The 21,572-nt window shown below is 66.8% G+C and carries 20 protein-coding genes; 8 read left to right on the forward strand and 12 right to left on the reverse strand.

The features are described 5' to 3' along the window. Positions 1 to 5: 5 nt before the first annotated feature. From WA983_RS14045 to gabT, 4 genes are all read right to left on the reverse strand, one after another. The gene (locus WA983_RS14045; RefSeq protein ID WP_424312213.1) at positions 6 to 1,241 is read right to left on the reverse strand and encodes an ABC transporter permease; all 1,236 of its coding nucleotides are present in this window, start codon (positions 1,239 to 1,241) and stop codon (positions 6 to 8) included. A gap of 66 nt (positions 1,242 to 1,307) precedes the next feature. Further along, on the reverse strand, positions 1,308 to 2,351 hold the full coding sequence (locus tag WA983_RS14050) for an ABC transporter substrate-binding protein (protein WP_424248871.1): 1,044 nt from the start codon (positions 2,349 to 2,351) through the stop codon (positions 1,308 to 1,310). Positions 2,352 to 2,386: 35 nt separating this feature from the next. Continuing rightward, positions 2,387 to 3,478, reverse strand: coding sequence for an ABC transporter ATP-binding protein (locus tag WA983_RS14055; RefSeq protein WP_424248873.1), 1,092 nt, complete (start codon positions 3,476 to 3,478; stop codon positions 2,387 to 2,389). Between the two features lie 69 nt (positions 3,479 to 3,547). Further along, positions 3,548 to 4,807, reverse strand: a complete 1,260-nt coding sequence (gene gabT / locus WA983_RS14060; protein ID WP_424248875.1) for a 4-aminobutyrate--2-oxoglutarate transaminase — start codon at positions 4,805 to 4,807, stop codon at positions 3,548 to 3,550. 630 nt (positions 4,808 to 5,437) lie between these two features. Between gabT and WA983_RS14065 the strand changes: the two genes are divergently transcribed. Together WA983_RS14065 and WA983_RS14070 are read left to right on the forward strand one after the other, a co-directional pair. Further along, the gene (locus WA983_RS14065; RefSeq protein ID WP_424248876.1) at positions 5,438 to 6,925 is read left to right on the forward strand and encodes a PLP-dependent aminotransferase family protein; all 1,488 of its coding nucleotides are present in this window, start codon (positions 5,438 to 5,440) and stop codon (positions 6,923 to 6,925) included. A 62-nt stretch (positions 6,926 to 6,987) separates the two neighbouring features. Continuing rightward, positions 6,988 to 8,349, forward strand: coding sequence for an aspartate aminotransferase family protein (locus WA983_RS14070; protein ID WP_424248878.1), 1,362 nt, complete (start codon positions 6,988 to 6,990; stop codon positions 8,347 to 8,349). Positions 8,350 to 8,386: 37 nt separating this feature from the next. On the opposite strand, the gene WA983_RS14075 is transcribed toward WA983_RS14070, so the two are convergent. Further along, the gene (locus WA983_RS14075) at positions 8,387 to 9,328 is read right to left on the reverse strand and encodes a LysR substrate-binding domain-containing protein (RefSeq protein ID WP_424248880.1); all 942 of its coding nucleotides are present in this window, start codon (positions 9,326 to 9,328) and stop codon (positions 8,387 to 8,389) included. Positions 9,329 to 9,444: 116 nt separating this feature from the next. On the opposite strand from WA983_RS14075, the gene WA983_RS14080 reads away from it, so the two are divergent. The 6 genes from WA983_RS14080 (at position 9,445) to WA983_RS14105 (ending at position 16,234) form a co-directional block, all read left to right on the forward strand. Then, entirely contained in the window at positions 9,445 to 10,632 is a 1,188-nt protein-coding gene (locus WA983_RS14080; protein WP_424248882.1) for an acyl-CoA dehydrogenase, read from the forward strand. Between the two features lie 5 nt (positions 10,633 to 10,637). Then, positions 10,638 to 11,915: a CaiB/BaiF CoA transferase family protein gene (locus tag WA983_RS14085; protein WP_424248884.1), complete on the forward strand. Its 1,278-nt coding sequence runs from the start codon at positions 10,638 to 10,640 to the stop codon at positions 11,913 to 11,915. 222 nt (positions 11,916 to 12,137) lie between these two features. Continuing rightward, a complete protein-coding gene (locus tag WA983_RS14090) occupies positions 12,138 to 12,572 on the forward strand; it encodes a PepSY domain-containing protein (RefSeq protein WP_424248886.1) in 435 nt (144 codons plus the stop codon). A 35-nt stretch (positions 12,573 to 12,607) separates the two neighbouring features. Further along, positions 12,608 to 13,084: a DUF2271 domain-containing protein gene (locus WA983_RS14095; protein WP_424248888.1), complete on the forward strand. Its 477-nt coding sequence runs from the start codon at positions 12,608 to 12,610 to the stop codon at positions 13,082 to 13,084. Positions 13,085 to 13,089: 5 nt separating this feature from the next. Then, positions 13,090 to 15,300: a PepSY domain-containing protein gene (locus WA983_RS14100; protein ID WP_424248890.1), complete on the forward strand. Its 2,211-nt coding sequence runs from the start codon at positions 13,090 to 13,092 to the stop codon at positions 15,298 to 15,300. After that, entirely contained in the window at positions 15,281 to 16,234 is a 954-nt protein-coding gene (locus WA983_RS14105) for an FAD:protein FMN transferase (RefSeq protein WP_424312214.1), read from the forward strand. The genes WA983_RS14100 and WA983_RS14105 overlap by 20 nt, the downstream gene beginning before the upstream one ends. Before the next feature lie 36 nt (positions 16,235 to 16,270). Here WA983_RS14105 and WA983_RS14110 read toward each other — a convergent pair whose 3' ends face one another. From WA983_RS14110 to WA983_RS14140, 7 genes are read right to left on the reverse strand one after another with little or no spacing between them, the layout of a single operon-like run. Further along, the gene (locus WA983_RS14110) at positions 16,271 to 16,981 is read right to left on the reverse strand and encodes an ABC transporter ATP-binding protein (protein WP_424248894.1); all 711 of its coding nucleotides are present in this window, start codon (positions 16,979 to 16,981) and stop codon (positions 16,271 to 16,273) included. A gap of 5 nt (positions 16,982 to 16,986) precedes the next feature. Beyond that, on the reverse strand, positions 16,987 to 18,189 hold the full coding sequence (locus WA983_RS14115; protein WP_424248896.1) for an ABC transporter permease: 1,203 nt from the start codon (positions 18,187 to 18,189) through the stop codon (positions 16,987 to 16,989). Beyond that, a complete protein-coding gene (locus WA983_RS14120; protein WP_424248898.1) occupies positions 18,186 to 19,340 on the reverse strand; it encodes an efflux RND transporter periplasmic adaptor subunit in 1,155 nt (384 codons plus the stop codon). The genes WA983_RS14115 and WA983_RS14120 overlap by 4 nt, the downstream gene beginning before the upstream one ends. Beyond that, positions 19,337 to 19,948, reverse strand: coding sequence for a TetR/AcrR family transcriptional regulator (locus tag WA983_RS14125; protein ID WP_424248900.1), 612 nt, complete (start codon positions 19,946 to 19,948; stop codon positions 19,337 to 19,339). Before WA983_RS14125 ends, WA983_RS14120 begins: the two co-directional genes overlap by 4 nt. Positions 19,949 to 20,002: 54 nt before the next feature. Beyond that, on the reverse strand, positions 20,003 to 20,170 hold the full coding sequence (locus WA983_RS14130; RefSeq protein ID WP_424246876.1) for a hypothetical protein: 168 nt from the start codon (positions 20,168 to 20,170) through the stop codon (positions 20,003 to 20,005). Between the two features lie 51 nt (positions 20,171 to 20,221). Then, positions 20,222 to 21,427, reverse strand: coding sequence for an acetate/propionate family kinase (locus tag WA983_RS14135; protein WP_424246874.1), 1,206 nt, complete (start codon positions 21,425 to 21,427; stop codon positions 20,222 to 20,224). Then, positions 21,424 to 21,555, reverse strand: a complete 132-nt coding sequence (locus tag WA983_RS14140) for a hypothetical protein (protein WP_424246872.1) — start codon at positions 21,553 to 21,555, stop codon at positions 21,424 to 21,426. The genes WA983_RS14135 and WA983_RS14140 overlap by 4 nt, the downstream gene beginning before the upstream one ends. Positions 21,556 to 21,572 lie beyond the last annotated feature (17 nt).

Here is a 21,572-nt window from a genome sequence, read left to right on the forward strand (position 1 = left end):
TCCTCTCAGTTCAGGGCCAGTTCCTTGCCGGAGATTCGGCGGTACAGGGCGTAGAGCAGCAGGGTGGCCACCAGCAGGATCAGGCCCAGCGCGCTGGCCATGCCCCAGTTGATGGTCTGGTTGGTGAAGTAGGCGACGTAGTAGCTGATCATCTGGTCGCCGGCACCGCCCAGCAGGGCCGGCGTGATGTAGTAACCAATGGCGATGATGAACACCAGCAGCGATCCGGCGGCGATGCCGGGGTAGGTCTGCGGCACGTACACGCGCCAGAAAGCGGCGAACGGATGGCTGCCCAGAGAGATGGCGGCGCGCTGATAGCTGGGGGGCACCGACTGCATGACGCTGTACAGGGGCAGCACCATGAAGGGCAGCAGGATGTGGACCATGGCGATGTAGACGCCCAGGCGGTTGAACAGCAGGGGCAGGGGTTCGGAGATCAGGCCCAGGTCGCCCAGGGCGCTGTTGATCAGGCCTTCGCGCTGCAGCAGCACCACCCAGGCGGCGATGCGCACCAGCACCGAGGTCCAGAAGGGGATCAGGATGCAGATCAGGACCAGGTTGGCGCGCCGTTTGGGCAGACGCGTGATCCAGTAGGCCAGGGGGTAGCCCAGTGCGAGGGCGACCAGGGTGACCACCAGGCTCATGATGAAGGTGCGCGAAAAGATTTCCTGGAAGGCGGAGGTGCCCTCGGGCGCCGCCACGATCGAGCCGTTCTCGTCGAGTTTCAGGTCCAGAGACGCCAGCAGGTAGTAGGGCGTCCAGGCCTTGTCGTTGTTGGCGATGACCCGCCAGTAGGCGGGTTCGGCCCAGCGTTTGTCCAGATCGGTCAGTTGTGCGCGGGCGTCGGCGGCGTCGGCCGCCTGGATCGGCATATGGCGCAGGGTCTTGAAGATCAGCGAGCGGTAGCCGGCGATCTCGTAGTTCAGGCGGCGGGCGAGTTCGCCTGCAGCAGGAGAGCTTTTGGCGTTTGTCAGGTCCTGGGCCAGCGCCTGGAAGGCCGTGTCAGGCGGCGTGGCCTGGCCGTCCCATTGGGAGAGCGCCTGCAGGGTATGGGGCAGGGTGTCGATGACTTCGGGATTGTCGGCGGCGCGTGTCAACAGGGCCGCGATCGGGATCACGAAGATCGCCAGCAGGAACAGGGCCAGGGGCCCGACCAGCAGGAGGGCGCGCCCGGTCTCGCGTCGCTGCGTGGCGCGCATCGAGCGCCGGATGGCACCGGGGTCGTCTAAGGTCGTGTCCATGGCAGGGTTTTCCTTGGTCAAGCGCTGGGGGCCGGCGCCCAGCCGGCCCCCAGGCGAATCAACAGATCAGCGGGCGGCCCAGGCCGTGAAGCGCTGTTCAAGTTCTTCGCCGTGGTCGGTCCAGAATTCCAGATCGTTGAACAGGGCGTTGCGGGCGTTGGCCGGAGAATTGGGCACATTGGCCAGCACCTCGGGCTTGAGCATGCCGATGGCCTCTTTGCTGACCGGTCCGTAGGCGATGTGCTCCGAATAGGACGCCTGCGCCTTGGGTGAGCTGGCGTAGCGGATGAACTCGATCGCCTGGTCCTTGTTCGGCGAGCCGGCGGGGATGACCCAGTAGTCGAAGTCGTAGACGCTGCCGGCCCAGACGACCTTCAGGGGCCGGCCTTCGCGCTGCGCGGCGTCGATGCGGCCGTTGTAGGCGGCGGACATGACGACGTCGCCGGCCGACAGCATCTGCGGCGGCTGGGCGCCGGCTTCCCACCACTGGACGTGGGGCTTGATTTCGTCGAGCTTCTTGAAGGCGCGGTCCACGCCTTCGGGCGTCGCCAGCACCTTGTAGACGTCCTGCGGCGGCACGCCGTCGGCCATCAGGGCGAATTCGACGTTGTAGTGTGCGCCCTTGCGCAGGCCGCGCTTGCCGGGGAATTTCTTCACATCCCAGAAATCGGCCCAGCCGGTCGGCGGGGTCTTCAGGGTGTCGGCGTTGTAGGCCAGGACGGTGGACCAGACGAAGGTGCCCACGCCGCAGTATTTCAGGGCGCCGCGCACCATGTCGGCCTTGTTCAGGATGGTGCCCCAGTCGATGTTCTCGTACAAGCCCTCGTCGCAGCCGCGACCCAGATCGCCGGTCTCGACTTCGACGGCGTCCCAGACGACGTTTTTCGACTGGACCATGGCCTTGACCTTGGCCTGCTCGCCGTTATAGGCCACGGGGATGACCTTTTTGCCGGTTTCTTTTTCGTAGGGCTGGATGAAAGCGGCGTTCTGGGCGTCGCCGTTGGCGCCGCCAAAGTTCACGACCGTCAGGTCGCGGGCCTGGGCGGGCGCCTGGGCCAGTGCCAGGGGTAGCGCGAGGGCCAGAGCCGTCAGCAGAGTCTGGTTTTTCATGGGATGTCTCCTGTGTTGTCGTAGGAATAGGAATATCAGGGGAGGAAAACGCGGACGTGCCCGGGATCGATCCGGAGAGGGATTCGGGTTCCGGGTGCATGCGACCCGGCGTCCGCGGCCAGGGGCATTTTGACGAAGAAGGTGTCACCGCCGTCCAGGCGGCAGCGCAGGCGGACGTGGTCGCCGAAGTAGACCTCGTCGACCGTCTGGGCCTGGAATCCGTTGTCGCTGCCCGGCGGAGCGGGCATGACGCGTTCCGGGCGCATCGCCACGACGCAGGGGGCGCCGGCCTGCAGGCCCTGGACGTTGAGACCGCGCAGCAGCGTGCCGCCGGCCAGTTCGACCTGGCACAGTTCGCCTTCGATGGCGCGCACGGTGCCGGGGAACTGGTTGCTGTCGCCCACGAAGCCCGCGACGAAGCGGTTGCACGGGGTCTCGTACAGCGTGTCGGCGGCGCAGACCTGCTGGATGACGCCCTGGTTGAACACCGCGATGCGGTTGCTCATGGTCAGGGCTTCGCTCTGGTCGTGGGTGACGTAGACGAAGGTGATGCCCAGTTGCCGGTGCAGCGCCTTGAGTTCGAGCTGCATGTGTTCGCGCAACTGCTTGTCCAGCGCGCCCAGTGGTTCGTCCATGAGGACGATCTTGGGCTGGAAGACCAGCGCACGCGCCAGGGCGATGCGCTGCTGCTGGCCACCTGAAAGTTGGGCGGGGTAGCGTTTGGCGAAGTCCTGCATCTGCACCATGGACAGGGCTTCGTGGATGCGCTGCGCACGTTGTGCGGCGGGCATCTTGCGGACCTTCAGGGGGTATTCCAGATTGCGTTCGACCGTCATGTGGGGGAACAGCGCGTAATTCTGGAACACCATGCCCAGGTTGCGGTGGTGCGGCGGGACGTCGTTCAGGCGGCGTCCTTCCAGGACGATGTCGCCCCGCGTCGGGGATTCGAAGCCGGCAAGCATCATCAGACAGGTGGTCTTGCCCGAGCCGGAGGGACCGAGCAGGGACAGGAACTCGCCGGGGTGGATGTCCAGATTGAGATCACGGACAACCAGGTTGCTGCCATCGTAGGATTTCTGAACGCCCTGGAAGCGGACCAGGGGTTCGGGGGCGGGAACTGCGGACATCGGGAGCAACCTCCGGAATGGATGAAGGGGAGCCAGAACGGGTCAGGGGCTGGGGGGCGCGGGACCCTGCTAGGCCATGGCTTCCTTGAGGATAGCCAAACCTTCTTCCAGCAGGCCATCCGGGATTGTCAGGGGAAACAGGAATCGAATGACGTTGCCGTAAGCGCCGCAGGTGAGCAGGATCAAGCCGTGCTCCAATGCGCGGCGCTGGATGCGGACGGCGCTGTCGGGGTCGGGACGACCGTCGGGATGGCGAAACTCGGCGGCGACCATGGCGCCCAGGCCACGGATCTCGGCCACGTGCGGGTGTGCGAAGCCGGCCAGGGCCTGGCGCAGGCGCGCACCCAGGCTTTCGGCGCGTGCGATCAGTTGTTCTTCGTCGATCACGTCCAGTACGGCCAGGGCGGCGGCGATGGCCAGCGGGTTGCCTGCATAGGTGCCGCCCAGCGAGCCGCGCGGTGCGGCGTCCATCAGTTCGGCCCGGCCGCAGACGCCGGACAGCGGCATGCCGCCGGCCAGGCTCTTGGCCATGGTGATCAGGTCCGGCATCACGCCGGAATGCTCGATGGCGAACATCTTGCCCGTGCGGGCAAAACCGGTCTGGACTTCGTCGACGATCAGCAGAATGCCGTGGGTGTCGCAGCGTTCGCGCAAGGCCCGCAGCAGTTCCGGCGGGGCGACGTTGAAACCGCCTTCGCCCTGGACCGGCTCGATGACGATGGCCGCCACCCGGTTCGGGCTGATGTCGGCCTTGAACAGCAGATCCAGCGCGCGCAGGGCGTCCTGCGTGGTGATGCCGTCCAGCGGGTTGGGGAAGGGGATATGGTAGACCTCGGCCGGCAGCGGGCCGAAGTCCTGTTTGTAGGGGGCGACCTTGCCGGTCAGGGCCATGCCCATGAAGGTGCGGCCGTGGAATGCGCCGGAAAAGGCGATGACCCCGGTGCGCCCGGTGGCAACGCGCGCGATCTTGACGGCGTTTTCCAGGGCCTCGGCGCCGGTCGTGAAGAAGGCGGTTTTCTTGGGATGATCGCCGGGCGTCAGGCGGTTGATGCGCTCGGCCAGTTCCACGTAGGAGCCATAGGGCGCGACCTGGAAAGCCGTGTGGGTGAAAGAGTCCAGTTGTGCGCGGATGGCTTCGACGATGCGCGGATGGCGGTGGCCGGTGTTGGCCACGGCGATGCCGGCCGCAAAGTCGATGTAGCGCCGGCCTTCCACGTCCCACAGTTCGGCGTTCAGGGCGCGGTCGGCGTAGAAATCGCAGGTGATGCCGATGCCGTCGGGAATGGCCGCGTTCTTGCGGGCCTGCAATTGCTGATTCAGTCCAGTCACGAATGTCTCCGCTGAGAGGGGATGGTTCTTCTTTTTTGGCTAATATACTGTCATTTTGGTTTGATAAATAGGTCCATTTGATTATTATTAATGGGGCCAATTAATCAGAATCAGGGGCTTTCAAGGAATTTCCTTGGAAATTCAGACGGTAGCGTATGGACCTGGGATTTTCCCTTATCTTCGATGATCAACGGGGGCCAATTGTGAGGCTTGTAGGGGAGCCCCTGATAGTGGCGGGGGCCGAAGGGGCGCCACGAGGGCCTTGAGGGCCCCCCGGGGATTCCCGATGTCTCTCATTCTAGGCTGGACTGATGCAATCCGGAATTCGCATCAGCAACGAGCGCATGCATGGCTGAGGAGACAATGAACATGGCGGAGGCCGAGAAAGAGGCCAGGATCATTCCGGGCCGGTCGCCGAAGAGGGCGTTGTTGTAGTCGCAGGCGGCGCCTGGTTCCCTGGACTCAGGATTTGGCCCCGGAGAAAATGGACACCCAGGGGACAATGTGTGGATGTTGCGCGAACAACGCTGTCAGGATCTCGCATGCCTATTTCCCCAGAAGGCGGTTTCCCCTATACTGTGCATATGGTTCTTTGTTTAAACCATTTTATTAAAAATCAATGGGGCCAATTTGGAATCCTTTGTTCTATCAGAGTGGCTACAGCAGCACTTCGCTCCCACGGGCGATAGTCCTGCTTATCAACGCCTCTATGTGATGATCAGTAGGGCCATTCTTGAGGGGCGTATGGCCGCAGGCGCGCGCCTGCCCTCCACGCGTGATCTGGCCGCCGATCTGGGCATTGCGCGCAATACCGTGCTGCAGGTCTACGATCAGTTGACCGAAGAAGGCTATGTGCATGCAGGGGTAGGGCGGGGAACCTATGTGCAGGACATCAGCCAGGACGTGCTCGAAGTCCCCGCGCAGGGCGAGGCCGACGATGCCCAGGCTGCTTCGGGTCCAGCGCAGCACCTGTCGCGCCGCGGCAGCACACTGCTGTCGCATCTGGGGTTTTCCAATCGCCAGTCGGGTGCTTTCATGCCGGGCATTCCGGATGTGCGCGAGTTCCCGCTGAAGACCTGGGCACGCATCCAGAACCGCCAGTGGCGCGAAGGGCCCTGGGATCTGATGCGCTATGCGCCGGCGGGCGGCTACGGCCCCCTGCGTCAGGCTTTATCCGATTATCTCGGCAGTGTGCGTTCCGTGCGCAGCACGGCCGCCCAGGTCATCATGACCACGGGCATCCACCAGGGCATCGACGTCACCATCCGCTTGCTGTGCGACCCGGGCGATACTGTCTGGATCGAGGAGCCCGCTTATTGGGGGGTGCGCAATCTGCTGGCATCCGCCGGCCTGAAGCTCGTGCCGCTGCCGGTCGACGACGAAGGCCTGGGGCTGGGCGAGATCGAGCACTCCCGCCCGCCGCGCCTGATCGTGGTGGCGCCTTCGCACCAATATCCTCTGGGCATGGTGATGAGCCTGGCGCGCCGGCGCATGCTGCTCGATTATGCGCGCCAGCACGCCTGCTGGATTCTGGAGGATGACTACGACAGCGAATTTCGCTACGGCAGCCGTCCCCTGCCGTCTCTGCAAGGCATGGACGAGGACGGGTGCGTGCTGTACGCCGGCAGTTTCAGCAAGACCCTGTGCCCGGGCCTGAGGGTCGGTTTCCTCGTCGTGCCCGAGGCGCTTGCCGCGGCTTTTGCCAATGCGGTGGCCGAACTCTACCGCGAGGGCAACATGATGACGCATGCGGTCCTGGCGGAATTCATCCGCGAGGACCACCTCGGATCGCATATCCGCCGGGTCCGGCGCCGGTATGCGGAACGGCGCGCCTGTTTGATTGAAGAAATCCACCGACATTTCGGCGACACGCTGGAGATCGTGGGCGATGACGCGGGCCTGCACCTGATCCTGGCCCTGCCCGATGGCGTGGACGACATCATGGTCGAACGGGACGCCTTGCAGCAAGGCGGCGTGGTGACGCGTCCGTTGAGCACCTATTACATGGACCGGGCGCATGCCCGGCCCGGCTTGCTGCTGGGGTACGCGGGAGCGACCCCGGATGAAATCCGGCCCGCCTTCGAGGCCTTGGCGCGCGTGATCCGCCGCTACGTCTGACGAGTAGGGCTGCTCTTTTGATTTTTGACCGATAGAAGACCGTACCTGAAGGAAACCTGGATATGACGCAGAACGACACCCTGGCACGCAGCGATGTGGCCTATCAGTTCCACTCTTACACCAATGCCCAGAGGCATCACGAGGAGGGCCCCTGCATCATGGATCGCGGCAACGGCATCCACGTGTACGACACCGAGGGCAAGGAATATATCGAGGGCATGGCGGGGTTGTGGAGCGTGGCGGTGGGCTTCAGCGAGCCCCGGCTGGCGCAGGTGGCCTATGAGCAGATGCAGCGTCTGCCCTTCTACCATACCTTCACCCACAAGGCGAACGTGCCGTCCATCCAGTTGGCCGAGAAGCTGATCGGCCTGACGGGCGGGCGCATGGCACAGGCCTTTTTCACCAATTCCGGGTCGGAAGCCAATGACACCATCGTCAAGATGGTCTGGTATTACAACAACGCCCTGGGTCGTCCGGAAAAGAAGAAGATCATTGCCCGCCAGCGCGGCTACCACGGGGTGACGGTCGCCTCGGCCAGCCTGACGGGCCTGGCGGGCAATCACCGCAGCTTCGACCTGCCTTTGCCGCGCATCCTGCACACGCGCTGCCCGCACTGGTACCGTGAAGGCCTGCCGGGCGAGACCGAGACCGCCTTTGCCGACCGGCTGGCGGCCGAACTGGAGGCGCTGATCCTGGCCGAGGGCCCGGAGACGGTGGCGGCCTTCATCGGCGAGCCCGTCATGGGTGCGGGTGGGGTGGTCGTGCCGCCCGAGACCTATTGGTCGAAGATGCAGGCCGTGTGCCGCAAGTACGACGTGTTGCTGGTTGCCGACGAGGTCATCACCGGCTTCGGGCGCACGGGGCGGATGTTCGCCTCGGACCTGTTCGGCATCGAGCCCGATTTCATGACCCTGTCCAAGCAGCTCACGTCTTCGTACCAGCCCCTGGCCGCCGTGCTGATGAACGAGCGCGTGGCCTCGGTGCTCACCCGCCACAGCGGTGAACTGGGCACCTTCGGTCATGGCTACACCGCCAGCGGCCATCCGGTGGCCTCGGCCGTGGCGCTGGAGAACATCCGCATCATCGAGGAGCGCGGACTGGTGGACAACGCGGCCGCAGCGGGCGCCGTGCTGCAGCGCCGGTTGCGGGAACTGGCGGATCATCCGCTGGTGGGCGAGGTGCGGGGCATCGGTCTGATCGCGGCCGTGGAACTGGTGGCCGACAAGGCCTTGAAGACGCCGTTCGATCCTCTGGGCAAGGTCGGCGCCCAGGTCGTGCGTCAGGCGCAGGACAATGGTCTGATCCTGCGCGGCATCCAGGACAGTGTGGCCTTCTGCCCGCCGCTCATCATCACTGAAGCCCAGGTCGAGACGCTGGCGGATCGCTTCGCGCAGTCGCTGGACGAGGTGGCGAAGACGATGTAACCCGGTCCCCGGGTCGGGGCACCGTGCGCGGCTGCGTTCAGACGAGGGCAGTCGCGCCCGCCCGCGTGCCGTCCGTCGGTGCGCCCTCGATGCCCGCTTCATCGTCCTGCGCCTGCCCGACCAGCCAGTCGCGGAAATGTGCCAGGGCGGGCAGGGTAGCCTTGCGTTCGGGGACGATCAGGTGAAAGGCCCGCTGGCCCGGGCCGCTGTGCGGATTCAGCACGGCCAGGGTGCCCTGAGCCAGCTCCCTCCGGATCAGGAAGGGCGGGATCAGCGCCACGCCCAATCCATCGCCCGCCGCCTGGGACAGCATGGAAAACAGTTCCAGCCGCATGCCCGCCAGGGCGGCGGGCGCCGCGACGCCGGCCGAAGCGAACCATTCGCGCCAGGCAGTGGGCCGGGTGCTTTGCTGCAGCAGAGGCAGGGTGGCGATGCCGGCCGCGTCCAGCGGACCTGCGGCCAGACGGGGACTGCAGACCGGCACGGGATTTTCCCGCAGCAGGAAATAGGCCTGGGTGCCCGGCCAGCGCGGATCGCCCGAATAGATGGCGGCATCGAACTCGGTGTCCTCGAACAGAAAGGGATGCGTGCGGGTCGCCATATTGATTTGCAGGCCGGGGCGTTCGGTGCGCAGCGCCGTCAGGCGCGGCAGCAGCCAGCGGGTGGCGAAGGTCGGCACCACGGCCAGTTCCAGGACGCCGCCGCCCTGGTGGGCCATGATCGCCTGGGTGTCGCGTTCAAGCGTGTCCAGTTGCCGGCGCACCACGCGGCTGTAGCGTTCGCCCGCGTCGGTCAGGCGCACGCCCCGGCGCGCGCGCTGGAACAGCGGTACGCCGACCAGGGCTTCCAGCCCGGCGACCTGACGACAGATCGCGCCCTGGGTCAGGGACAGTTCCTGCGCGGCACGGGTGAAGCTTTCGTGCCGCGCGGCGGCCTCGAAAGCCTGGAGGGCCTGGGTGCTGGGCAAGCGTTTACGCATATCGGAATGAGTAAAAATCACGAATAGCGTAGTTTATATCGTTTGTATGTTGAAAAATATCCCGTTAGGATGCGTGAATATCACTGATTTAGTCCTATTCTTTTCCGGAGACCCTCATGTCCGCTTCCCGTTCCCAGTTTCAATGGCTTGATCCCCTGTTGCTGGACCAGCAACTGAGCGAAACCGAGCGCATGGTGCGCGACGCTGCCCGCGCCTATGCTCAGGACCGTCTGCTGCCCCGGGTCCAGGAAGCCTTCCGTCATGAAAAGACCGATCCGGCGATCTTCCGTGAAATGGGTGAACTGGGTCTGCTGGGCGCCACGATTCCCGAACAGTACGGTGGCGCGGGCATGAATTACGTCTGCTACGGCCTGATCGCCCGTGAAGTCGAGCGGGTCGATTCCGGCTACCGCTCGATGATGAGCGTGCAAAGTTCTCTGGTCATGGTGCCCATCAATGCCTTCGGCACCGAAGCGCAAAAGCAAAAATATCTGCCCAAGCTGGCTTCGGGCGAATGGATCGGCTGCTTCGGTCTGACCGAACCCGACCACGGCTCGGACCCGGGCTCCATGGCGACGCGCGCGAAGAAGGTGCCGGGCGGCTACAGCCTGACGGGCGCCAAGACCTGGATCACCAACAGCCCGATCGCCGACGTGTTCGTGGTCTGGGCCAAGGACGAGGCCGGTGACATTCGCGGCTTCATCCTGGAAAAAGGCTGGAAGGGCCTGTCCGCTCCCGCCATCCACGGCAAGGTCGGCCTGCGCGCCTCGATCACCGGCGAGATCGTGCTGGACGAAGTCTTCGTGCCCGAAGAAAACATCTTCCCGGACGTGCGTGGCCTGAAGGGCCCCTTCACCTGCCTGAATTCGGCGCGCTTCGGCATCGCCTGGGGGGCGCTGGGTGCGGCCGAGGCCTGCTACGAAACCGCCCGCCAGTACGTGCTGGACCGCAAGCAGTTCGGCCGCCCGCTGGCCGCCAACCAGTTGATCCAGAAGAAGCTGGCCGACATGCTGACCGAGATCACTCTGGGTCTGCAGTCCGTGCTGCGCGTCGGCCGCCTCAAGGACGAGGATCTGGCACCGGTGGAGATCACCTCCATCATCAAGCGCAATTCCTGCGGCAAGGCCCTGGACATCGCCCGCACGGCGCGCGACATGCTGGGCGGCAACGGCATTTCCGACGAGTTCTGCATCGCCCGTCACCTGGTCAACCTGGAAGTCGTCAACACCTACGAGGGCACGCACGACGTGCACGCCCTGATCCTGGGGCGGGCCATCACCGGCATCGCCGCCTTCGCCAACTGACGGCCATGGCGCAAGCACACACCGGCGCCGCCGGGCATGCGGCCGCCCCGGGCGCTGCGCCCCGGGGCGCGCTGTCGCACATCCGCGTCCTGGACCTGTCGCGCATCCTGGCCGGCCCCTGGGCCACGCAGATCCTGGGCGACCTGGGCGCGGACGTGATCAAGATCGAACGTCCCGGCGAAGGGGATGACACACGCGGCTGGGGGCCGCCGTGGATGCCGGACGAGCAGGGCGCGGACTCGCGCATCGCGGCTTATTATCTGTGTGCCAACCGCAACAAGCGTTCGGTGACGGTGGACATGGCCAGTCCGGAGGGGCAGGACCTGATCCGCCGCCTGGCCTGTCAGTCCGACGTGCTGGTGGAAAACTTCAAGGCGGGCGGGCTGGCGCGCTACGGCCTGGACTATGACAGTCTGCGCGCCATCAATCCGCGCCTGGTGTATTGCTCCATCACGGGTTTTGGCCAGACCGGCCCCTACGCGGCGCGCGCGGGCTACGATTTTCTGGTGCAGGGCCTGGGTGGTCTGATGAGTGTCACCGGCCGGCCCGACGGCGAGCCGGGCGGTGGGCCGATGAAGGCCGGGGTGGCGCTGACCGACATCCTGACCGGCCTGTACGCCGCCAACGCCATTCAGGCCGCGCTCGCAGCGCGCGAGCACACGGGCGTCGGCCAGCACGTGGACACCGCGCTGCTGGACGTGCAGGTCGCCTGCCTGGCGAACCAGGCCATGAATTATCTGGCCACCGGGCGCAGTCCGGGACGGCTGGGCAATGCCCATCCCAGCATTGTGCCGTATCAGGATTTCCCCACGGCCGATGGCTACATGATTCTGGCCATCGGCAACGACGGCCAGTTCGCCCGTTTCTGCGAGGAAGCCGGTCGGACGGATCTGGCGCAGGATGTCCGCTTTGCCACCAACCGGGCTCGGGTGGAACACCGGGATGAGCTGATCCCCATCCTGCGCCACCTGACCACGGCCCGCACCACGGCCGAATGGGTCGCGGCGCTGGAATCGCGCGCCGTGCCCTGCGGTCCGATCAACGCGATCGAGCAGGTGTTCGAGGATGCCCAGGTGCGTGCGCGCGGCCTGCGCATCGAGATGCCGCATCCGGAAACCGGCGCGGTGCCGCTGGTGGCCAGCCCGATCCGTCTGTCGGACACGCCGGTGGACTACCGTCTGCCGCCCCCCGCCCTGGGGGCGCACACGGCTGACGTGCTGACCGAAGTCCTGGGCCTGGCGCAGGACGAGGTCCAGGCCCTGCAGGCGCGCGGCGTCGTCTAGCACGCCTCGGTGGGCGGCCCGGCGTGGCCGCCCGTTTCCCTGACCTCCCTCTCGTGTAGCCCCTCAGCCACGGCGTCCGCGTCGGCGCGCTTGACTGGCGTCAAGGTCCGGCTCCGTCGGCACCTGGTTCATCCCCCTGTTCATCTGAGGTCAATGTTTCCCTCCCTATGATGGAAACATGGATGGTCGCCGCCCGGCGGCCGGATGAATGAGGGAACCATCATGAAGCAACCCTGGAGCATGCTCGGCGCCTGTCTGATGGCCGGGTCGCTGGGTCTGGCCGTATCGCCGGTCATGGCCGGCGATGACTGCGACGTGCCCGTCGAGCGCTGGCAGACCCGTGAGGCCGTCACCCGGATGGCCGGCGAGAAAAACTGGGATCTGAAACGCATCAAGATCGACGATGGCTGCTATGAGGTCCGTGGCACGGATGCCCAGGGCCGTACCTTCAAGGCCAAGCTGGATCCGGAGACGCTGGAGGTCGTGAAGATCAAGTACCGCGACCACGATGACCATGACCGCGACCGTCGCCGTGACCGGGACCGCGACTCTCGCGACTTGCGCGATTCTCGCAGCACCGCGCCGGGCGCGGCGCCGGCGATCGCAGCGGACAGGCCGTCCACTGCGATATCCGTCTCCGGCGGTTCGATCGAGTGATCCGTCCCGGCTGAAACCTACACAGGAGCATGTTCATGAAGACTTTTTCGATCGCGGCCTTGTTGGCCGCCACGACCCTGGCCGTGCCTGCCCTGGCGCAGGCCCGCACGGTGACTGTGTCCGCGGCTTTGAAAAACTACGGCGGCGACGGCGCCTACCTGGCGGTCTACTTGACCGACGCCCAGGGCGCTTATGCGGGCACTCTGTGGGTGGCCGGCGGCAAGGCCAAGTACCACAAGCACCTGAGCGACTGGTACCGGTTGTCGGCCGGGGATGCGGCCCGGCTCGACGGCGTGACCGGCGCCAGCGTGGGCGAGGGCCGGACACTGAAGGTGACCGCCGATCTGGCCGATGCCCTGTTCGATGCCGGTTACGAGATCCGCGTCGATGCCGCCGTGGAGGACATGCGCGACAGTCCGGCTGAAATCCGCGTGCCGCTGACCACGGCCGGCGCCGGCCAGTCCACGGCGGGGCGCCGGTTCATCCAGTCTTTCACCTATCGGGCGCAGTGATCCTCATGCAATGGCGACGGATTCATCGCTGGCTGGGCCTGTGGGCCGGTACCCTGGCTCTGCTGGTCGGGCTCACCGGGCTGATCCTGGCTTTCTTCCCGGTGCGTGACACCTGGCGGGCCGTCCAGGCCGAGCCCGGCCTGACGGTGGCGGTCGTCGCGCAGCGGGCGGCGGACCGGATCTCCGGGGTCGAGGAAATCCGCCGCCTGCCCTCGGGAGAGTTCGTCGTCTTTTCCTTCGATGGTGATCAGGCCCGCGCCAGCCGGATCGATCCGGCCAGCGGCCAGGTGCTGGGCGACTATCAGGCATCCGCCGTCGAGCGCTGGGTGCGCAACCTGCACCGTTCTTTCATGCTGGACGATCCGGGCCGCCTGGGCGCGGCCGGGGTCGCGCTGGCCATGTTGCTGCTGGCGCTGTCCGGAACCCTGATGCTGGCCCGGCGCCTGGGCGGCTGGCGCCATGTCGTGTCCGGCCGCGTTCGGGGAACACCAGCCCAGCGCATCCATGGGATCAGCGGCCGCATCCTTGCGCTGGTCCTGGCCTTGTCGTCGCTGACCGCGCTCTACATGAGCGCAACGACCTTCGGTCTCATACCGGACGATTCGGCTCAGGAACCGGACGTCGTATCCGTCCCCGGTGAGCAGCCGGACCAGGCGGTGGGGGCCTTGCCGCTGTTGCAGGCCCTGTCGGCCGAAGGCCTGCGCAAGCTGAATTTCCCGGCGGCGGACGATCCGGAGGACGCCTGGGCCGTTTCCACCGATGCCGGTGACGGCTGGATCGACCGACGCAGCGGCCACGTGCTGGCCTGGCGGCCGGCATCCGCCGCTCGCACCCTGTATGACTGGGTCTACGCGCTGCATACCGGACAGGGCTTGTGGGCTTGGGCGCTGATCCTGGGCCTGGCCGGCCTGTGCATCCCGGTCTTCTGGGCCTCCGGGTTCCTGATCTGGCGGCAGGGCGGGGCTCGAGTGCCGCGCCTGGCGGACAACCGCCCGGCGCAGCGGGCCGACACGCTGATCTTCGTGGCCAGCGAGGGCGGCACGACCTGGGGTTTCGCCCAGGCGCTGCACGACGCCCTGACGCGCAACGGCCACGCGGTCCATACCGCGCCGCTGGAACAGTTTCAGACGCCCGAATCGGCGCGTCAAGTGTTCATCCTGGCCGCGACCTATGGGGATGGCCAGGCGCCGGCGCATGCCGTCCGGGCGCTTGACCGGATCGCCGGCCTGGCGGCTGGGCCCGTGCCGGTGTCGGTGCTGGGCTTTGGTGACCGGCAGTTTCCGGACTTTTGCGGCTACGCTGAGGCGCTGGACCGGACCCTGAGGGCGGCCGGCTGGCCGCACATCCTGCCGCTGGAATGCATCCATCAGCAGTCGCCGCAGCAGTTCGACCGCTGGGGCGCGGCCTTGTCCCGGGCCTTGGGTGAAACGCTGACGCTGGACTATGTGCCCCGCATTCCGCCGACTTTTTCCCTGGAACTGGTGGAACGGCAGGACTATGCGGGCGGCGATGTCGGCCCGACCGCGATCCTGCGCCTGCGATGGCGGGACAGCGGCCTGCTGGCGCGGCTGCCGGGCCGTGGCATGCCGCATTTCAAAGCGGGCGACCTGATGGGCGTCGTGCCGCCCGGCAGTCCGGTGCCCCGCTTCTATTCCCTTGCTTCGGGGTTTCGCGATGGGTTCCTGGAAATCTGCGTGAGGCGGATGCCCGATGGGATCTGTTCCGGCTTTCTGCACGATCTGAGGCCCGGCGACAGCGTCCAGGCCTTCATCAAGCCCAACCCGGGCTTCACCCTGGACGCCTCGCGCCGTCCCGTCGTGCTGATCGGGGCAGGCACCGGCATCGCCCCGCTGGCGGGCTTCATCCGCGGCAACGCCCGCAAGACGCCCATGTTCCTGTATTTCGGGGCGCGTCATCCGGATGAAGACTTCTATTTCGGCGCGTCCATCCGCCGCTGGCTGGACGAGGGGCGGCTGTCCGCGTTGAGCATGGCCTTCTCCAGGGTCAAGGAGGGGGGCGGCTACGTGCAGGATGCTTTGCGCCGCGATGCGGACCGCCTGCGGGCCTTGGTCGCCGAGGGCGCCGTGCTGCGGATCTGCGGCAGCCGGCCCATGGCGAATGGCGTCGTCGAGGTGTTGAACGATATTCTGAGTCCGCTCGGCCTGGACGTGCGTCGGTTGCGGGAACGGGAGCGCTATGCCGAAGACGTCTTCTGATCCGGTGGCCGAGTCCACCTTGAGCGGCCCGACCATGGGCACGCGTTGGGCGGTCCGATATCAGGCGCCGCCAGGCTTCGATCATGGGGCGCTGTCGATCGGCCTGGCCCAGGTCGTGGCGCGGGTGGATGCGCAGATGTCGCCCTGGAAGCCGGATAGCGACCTGATGCGCCTGAACCGGGCCGAGCCGGGGCAGTGGGTGGCGCTGCCGGAAGCGATGCTGGAGGTGCTGGCGCGTGCGCTGGAGATCGGCGCCCTGAGCAGTGGCGCCTATGATGCGGCCGTCGGCGACCTGGTCAACGCCTGGGGATTCGGTGCGACGGCGGATGCGCCCGATCCGGCCGCCATCCGGCGGGCGGCCGGCGGTCATCGTCCGGCCCATCTCTGGCTGGACGTCGACCCGGCGCAGGGGCGGGCGCGCAAGCGGGCCCCCCTGTGCCTGGATCTGTGCGGGATCGCCAAGGGCTATGCCGTGGATCGGATGGCCCAGGTCCTGGACCGGCATGGCATCGATCACGCCCTGGTCAGCCTGGACGGCGAACTGCGGGCCTGCGGCACCCGGGACGATGGCCGGCCCTGGGCCGTGGCCCTGGAAAGCCCGCAGGAAGGTTGCCGCGCGGCGCACGGGGTGATCGAGCTGGCCGACCTCTCGGTGGCGACTTCAGGCGATTACCGCCGCTGGGTCCGGGTCGGCGACGAACGCCTGGCGCATACCATGGATGGCCGCCGGGCGGCGCCGGTCCGCAACCCGGTGGCATCCGTCACGGTGCTGGCGACCGACTGCATGGATGCGGATGCCTGGGCTACGGCGCTGCTGGTGGCCGGACCGGACGAAGGGCCGGCCCTGGCGCGGCGCCTGGGGCTGGACGCCTTGTTCCTGCTGCGGCGCGAAGGGCGGCTGGTCGAGTTCGGGCTGGGCCGTTTTGCCTCGTGAGTGCTGCCGCATGAGCGCCGGCCGCCGTCGCGGCGATCATTCAAAGGGCCGGCCTTCGCCTGCCTCCTCGTGCGTGGCTCCGTCGCGGATACGGTAGATCCGCTTGAAGGTCGGGATGATCTTTTCGTCGTGCGTCACCACGATGATGGCGGTCCGGTATTGCTGCGCCATGTGGTGCAGGATGCGGACGACCGACAGGGCGCGTTCGCTGTCCAGCGGTGCCGTCGGCTCATCGGCCAGGATGACCGGCGGACGGTTGATGAGTCCACGCGCGATGGCGACCCGCTGCTGTTCGCCGCCGGACAGTTGCGGGGGCATGGCCCGCGCACGGTGGTCGACGTCCAGTGCGGCCAGCACGTCCAGCGCGCGGGCGCGGGCTTCGCGCGTGCTGACGCCCGCCAGCATCGGCAGCAGGGCCACGTTGTCGGTGACGTCCAGGAACGGGATCAGATAGGGCGCCTGGAAAATGAAGCCGATCCGGTCGCGGCGCAGCGCCCGCAGATCCTTGACCCGCCAGCCATCGTCGTAGATGAGCTCGCCGCCCAGCGTCATGCGTCCGCCGGTCGGGTCGATCACGGCCCCCAGGCATTTCAGCAGCGTGCTCTTGCCCGAGCCCGATGGGCCGATCAGCCCCACGACCTCTCCGGGCGCGACCGACAGATTGACGTCGCGCAGGGCCAGGACGGCCGTATCGCCCTGGCCATAGCGTTTGCTCAGCCCTTCGATCAGGATGCCGGAATCGCTCATGACATTCATCCAATGGCGTGGGCGGGATCGACCCGCAGGGCGATGCGGATGGCCACCAGGCTGGCCAGGGCGCAGATCAGCAGGATCGTGATCAGTGCCGCGATGGAATCGGCCGGCATCAGCAGCACGTATTTGGGAAAGATGGGGGCCGAGAAGGTGGCTGCGATCGTGCCCACCATGAAACCGATCAGGCCCAGGGCCAGGGCCTGCTGCAGGATCAGCCCGGCGATGGTGCGGTTGCGTGTGCCGATCAGCTTCAGTACGGCGATCTCGCGGATCTTGTCCATGGTCAGGGTATAGATGATGAAGGCCACGATGGCCGCGCTCACCAGGGCGAGGATGGCCAGGAACATGCCGATCTGCCGCGCCGACGAGGCCACCAGCTTGTCCACCAGGATGGTTTCCATCTGGGCTCGCGTGTGGGCGGACAGCCGTGTCCAGCGACGAACCCGGGCGGCCAGCGCGTCGGCGTCCGCTCCGGGGGCCAGCGTCACCAGCACGGCGTTGACGTAGGGGTTGGTCGTCTGGCTGTCGAGCACCGCGCGCAGCGCCGCATCGTTGCCGGGCAGGTTCAGGCCGGGATTGGCTGCCGTGCGCCGACGGCTCTGCCGGATGGCGTCATTGTCTTTCTGGAACTGCGCCTGCTGCGCGTCTTTCAAGGGGATGAAGACCATCGGGTCGCCGCTGGAGGAGACCGTGCGCCGGGTCTGGCCGACGATGGTGTATTGATGGCGGCGGATGGTGATCCGGTCTCCCAGGGCGAAGCCGGTCGTCACATCCGCCACGGCTTCGTAGTGGCCCAGGACGATCTGGCGGCCGGCCACCAGGTGGGGCGGCCAGCCCGGGGTCGCGCCCGGAACACCCGGGGCCACGCCCACCACCATGATGCGGACGTCGCGGCCGAGATGATGCGCCTGCATGGTCAGGTAGGTGACGTTGGCCGCCTGATCCACGCCCTCCAGCCCCTGTATGCTGCGGTAGGCGTCGTCGGGCAGACTGGAGTTTTCGGCATACGGCCCCTGGGTGTCTTTCTGCACGACCCACAGGTCGGCGCCGCTGTTGTCCAGCAAGGCCCGCGCGTCGGCCACCAGACCCCGGTAGACGCCCGCCATGATCAGCGTGACGCCGATCAGCAAGCCCAGGCCGATGCCGGTGAACAGGAATTTTCCCCAGGCATGCAGGATGTCGCGTCCGGCCAGACTGATCATGTCGAGGGTTCCGCAGGCGCCGGGCCGGTGTTGCGGACCCGGCTGCGGGCCGTCAAGGGGCTGGCGCTATGGACGATGATCGGGTCTCCGGCCCGCAGTCCGTCCAGCACCTGGACCATGCCCCGGGCATCGGCGGCGCCGACGCGGATCGGGGCGAAGACCGGCCGCCCGTCCTGGATGCGCCAGACCCCGGGCTGTCCGTTCTGGTGGCGGATGGCGGCATTGGAAATCACCGGCCCCGGTGCCGTGGCGGGCAGTTCCACCGTGGTCTCGGCCAGTTCGCCCAGGGCGGGCAGCGGCGCGGGCAGCGTGTCGAAGGCGACCTTGGCCAGCAGTTCCTCGGTGATGGCGTCGGCGACCGGTTCGAGTCGGGCGATCCGGCCTTCGACCGGCTGCAGCGGACGGGATCGCAGCACGATCCGGGTTGCCAGGCCCTCGGCCAGCCCGGCGGGGCCGGCCTGGTCGAAGCGTGCATTGATCCAGAGCGTGTCGGGCGCGATCACCTGGACGATGGCCTGCCCGGCCATCAGGGTCGTGCCCGGATCGGCCTCGCGTGTGAGGACGAGGCCGTCGATGGGCGACACCAGCGCCAGATTGCGCCGCTGAGTCTGCAGTGCCGCCAGTTCGGCCTGCAGCCGCTCGGTGTCCAGGGTGGCGGCCTGCAGGGCGGACTGCGCCAGTTTCAGTTCATGGCGCTTGTCGCTGGTGGTTTCTTCGCTGATGGCCGATGCCCGCAGCAGGGTTTCGTAACGGCGCAGTTGAACCTGGGCGCGATCCTGACGGATGCGGAATTCCTGCGTCAGGGTGCGCGCGCGGTCCAGCGCCGCCGTCTGGGCCTGGATGCGGTCATCCAGATCCACGGGGTCGATTTCCCCCAGCGTCTGGCCAGCCCGCACGGTGTCGCCCACCTCCACGTCCAGCCGCAGCAGCCGCCCGGTCAGCGTCGGGCCGATCCGGTGGATCTGGCGGGCTTCGATCGTGCCGATGCCGAAGCGTACTGGTCGGATGGAGGCCTCCTGGACCGAAGCCGTGGTGACCGGGATGCGGGCCAGCGGTCCGGAGCGCAGGGCGACGTACAGGAACAGCCCCAGCAGGGCCAGCGCCAGCGCGGCCAGCAGCACCTGTTTCCGGTTGACGGACGGGGTCTTCATGGGCAGGCCTCGATGCCGTGGCGGAACTCGATGAACAGCGCGCAGGCCTGGTGTTTCATGCGCTGAATGTCGCCGGCCAGCATGGACTGGATCACCAGGCCCTGGATCATGCCCACGAACAGCACGGGCAGGACGTTCAGGTCCAGCGTGTCGCGTAGCGCGCCCTGGGCGATGCCCTGGCGGGCCAGGGTCAGCAGTCGTTCGCGGTAATGATCCAGCAAAACCTGCACGCGGGTCTTCGCGGGGGTTTCCCGGTCATGCTGCAATTCGGCAAACAGAATGCGCGGCACCCCCGGGTGGTCGATGATGAAATCCACGTGAGCCTGAAACATGGCCTGCAAGGCCGCCAGCGGGTCATCGGCTTGGGCGGTGGCCGCATCGATGCGGCTCAGCAGCGCTTCGCTGGTATAGGCCATCACGGCATCCCAGATGGCTTCCTTGTTCGGGAAATGCCGGAAGAGGGCGCCCTGGGTCAGCCGCATGTGCTGGGCGATGGCGGCCGTCGTGATGTCGGACGGGTTGCCGCAGGCCGCCAATGCGATGACGGCCTGTACGGTGGCTGCCCGCCGTTCTTCCGCCGGCAGGTATTTCTGGGCAGGTATCGGCATGCCATTTCCCTGAAAGATAGTAATTAATTACTATCTTATCATGAGAAGCGGCGTTCAGCCGAATGTGTCGATCGCCTTGCGGATGACGACGAAGAGCATCGCCAGGAACCCCAGACTCAGCAGGATGATGCCCGGGTTGCGGTCGCGCAGCCCGAAGCCGAAGAAAGTGGCGATCACCCCGAGGATGAAAATGACCAGAAGCGTGTTGTTGTGGAAGAACATGGCGAAGTGCTCCGTTGGATAAGAAAAGGGCTGGGCCTGGTCCGGCCGGCCTCAGCCCAACAGGCCGAGAGCGTGCCGGGCGGCGACCCATTCCTCGTTGGTGGGTTCCATGGCGACCTGCACGATGCTGCCGGGCGCTGACAGCGAGCTTGCCTGGGCGGCGTTGGCGTCGTCATCCAGGCGCACGCCCAGCCAGGCCAGCTCTGCGCAGATCCGTCGCCGCAGCTCGACGCTGTGTTCGCCGATTCCGGCCGTGAACACCAGCATGTCCAGCCCGCCCAGCGCGGCCGTCAGCGCGCCGATCTCGCGTACGACGCGGCGCACGTACAGGTCCAGCGCCAGACGGGCGCGTGGCTCATTCGCCTCGCAGGCCAGCAGGTCCCGGGGATCGGCGGAAATGCCCGACACGCCCTTCAAGCCGGACTCGTGATACAGGATGTGGCTGACTTCCTGCAGGCTGAGCCGCTCGATCTCCATCAGGTAGATCACGGCCCCCGGGTCCAGCGAGCCGGTGCGGGTGCCCATCATCAGGCCGTCCAGGGCGGAAAAACCCATGGTCGTGGCCTGGCTGCGCAGGTCATGCATGGCGCACAGGCTGGCGCCGCTGCCCAGGTGGGCGGCGATGAGGCGCCCGCGTGCCCGGTCGCCGTGGCGTTCGGGCAGGGCGATGGACAGATATTCGTAGGACAGGCCGTGGAAGCCGTAGCGGCGCAGGCCGCGTTCCCACGTGTCGTAGGGCAGCGGCAGGATCTGCTCGACCTGCGGGATCGTATGGTGGAAGGCGGTGTCGAAGCAGGCGATCTGGGGCAGGTCGGGCCGTTCGCGCAGCAGGATGTCGATGGCATCCAGGGCGAAGGGCTGGTGCAGCGGCGCCAGGGGGATGTAGTCGCGCAGGTCTTCCAGGACGCCGGTGTCGATGCGCACCGGCGCGGAATATTTGCTGCCGCCGTGGACGACGCGGTGAGCGACGGCCACCAGGCGCCCGTCGCCCAGGCGGGTCTGCACGCGCCGCAGGATCAGGTCCAGGGCGTCGCGGTAAGGGGTTTGCGGGTCCAGATCGATCGCAAACGGCGCGACGCCGGTTTCGCCGAAGTCCGGATGTGCGCCGCCGATGCCCTGAGCTTTTCCGTTCCAGGCCGGGCGGCGTGGCAGTGGGCTGGCCGACGTGTCGAACAGAGCGAACTTGATGCTCGATGAGCCGCAGTTCAGGACCAGGATCAGCGATTGTCCGGAAGAGGAGGTCTGGCCGCAGGTCATAGAGGGGTGCTCCGGTCGTGGTGCGCCAGCATCAGGACCAGGGTGCATGAGGTGATGCGGGCGTGATCGCACGCGGCGAGCTCCGCGAAGGTCCGGTTGCGCAGGACGGCAAGGGCGGGATCAAGCATGAAGGATTCCTTCTGTA

It is taken from the genome of Castellaniella sp. (genome assembly GCF_049650445.1).
In the GTDB taxonomy this organism is placed as follows: domain Bacteria; phylum Pseudomonadota; class Gammaproteobacteria; order Burkholderiales; family Burkholderiaceae_B; genus Castellaniella.

What these genes read in the sequence shown, in the direction of transcription:
- WA983_RS14050 (WP_424248871.1), bottom strand. Translation starts at nt 2,351, where the DNA reads ATGAAAAACCAGACTCTGCTGACGGCTCTGGCCCTCGCGCTACCCCTG.
- WA983_RS14055 (WP_424248873.1), bottom strand. Translation starts at nt 3,478, where the DNA reads ATGTCCGCAGTTCCCGCCCCCGAACCCCTGGTCCGCTTCCAGGGCGTT.
- WA983_RS14070 (WP_424248878.1), top strand. Translation starts at nt 6,988, where the DNA reads ATGACGCAGAACGACACCCTGGCACGCAGCGATGTGGCCTATCAGTTC.
- WA983_RS14105 (WP_424312214.1), top strand. Translation starts at nt 15,281, where the DNA reads ATGCCGAAGACGTCTTCTGATCCGGTGGCCGAGTCCACCTTGAGCGGC.
- WA983_RS14075 (WP_424248880.1), bottom strand. Translation starts at nt 9,328, where the DNA reads ATGCGTAAACGCTTGCCCAGCACCCAGGCCCTCCAGGCTTTCGAGGCC.
- WA983_RS14085 (WP_424248884.1), top strand. Translation starts at nt 10,638, where the DNA reads ATGGCGCAAGCACACACCGGCGCCGCCGGGCATGCGGCCGCCCCGGGC.
- WA983_RS14080 (WP_424248882.1), top strand. Translation starts at nt 9,445, where the DNA reads ATGTCCGCTTCCCGTTCCCAGTTTCAATGGCTTGATCCCCTGTTGCTG.
- WA983_RS14140 (WP_424246872.1), bottom strand. Translation starts at nt 21,555, where the DNA reads ATGCTTGATCCCGCCCTTGCCGTCCTGCGCAACCGGACCTTCGCGGAG.
- WA983_RS14110 (WP_424248894.1), bottom strand. Translation starts at nt 16,981, where the DNA reads ATGAGCGATTCCGGCATCCTGATCGAAGGGCTGAGCAAACGCTATGGC.
- WA983_RS14090 (WP_424248886.1), top strand. Translation starts at nt 12,138, where the DNA reads ATGAAGCAACCCTGGAGCATGCTCGGCGCCTGTCTGATGGCCGGGTCG.
- WA983_RS14130 (WP_424246876.1), bottom strand. Translation starts at nt 20,170, where the DNA reads ATGTTCTTCCACAACAACACGCTTCTGGTCATTTTCATCCTCGGGGTG.
- WA983_RS14125 (WP_424248900.1), bottom strand. Translation starts at nt 19,948, where the DNA reads ATGCCGATACCTGCCCAGAAATACCTGCCGGCGGAAGAACGGCGGGCA.
- WA983_RS14095 (WP_424248888.1), top strand. Translation starts at nt 12,608, where the DNA reads ATGAAGACTTTTTCGATCGCGGCCTTGTTGGCCGCCACGACCCTGGCC.
- WA983_RS14120 (WP_424248898.1), bottom strand. Translation starts at nt 19,340, where the DNA reads ATGAAGACCCCGTCCGTCAACCGGAAACAGGTGCTGCTGGCCGCGCTG.
- WA983_RS14100 (WP_424248890.1), top strand. Translation starts at nt 13,090, where the DNA reads ATGCAATGGCGACGGATTCATCGCTGGCTGGGCCTGTGGGCCGGTACC.
- WA983_RS14115 (WP_424248896.1), bottom strand. Translation starts at nt 18,189, where the DNA reads ATGATCAGTCTGGCCGGACGCGACATCCTGCATGCCTGGGGAAAATTC.
- WA983_RS14045 (WP_424312213.1), bottom strand. Translation starts at nt 1,241, where the DNA reads ATGGACACGACCTTAGACGACCCCGGTGCCATCCGGCGCTCGATGCGC.
- WA983_RS14135 (WP_424246874.1), bottom strand. Translation starts at nt 21,427, where the DNA reads ATGACCTGCGGCCAGACCTCCTCTTCCGGACAATCGCTGATCCTGGTC.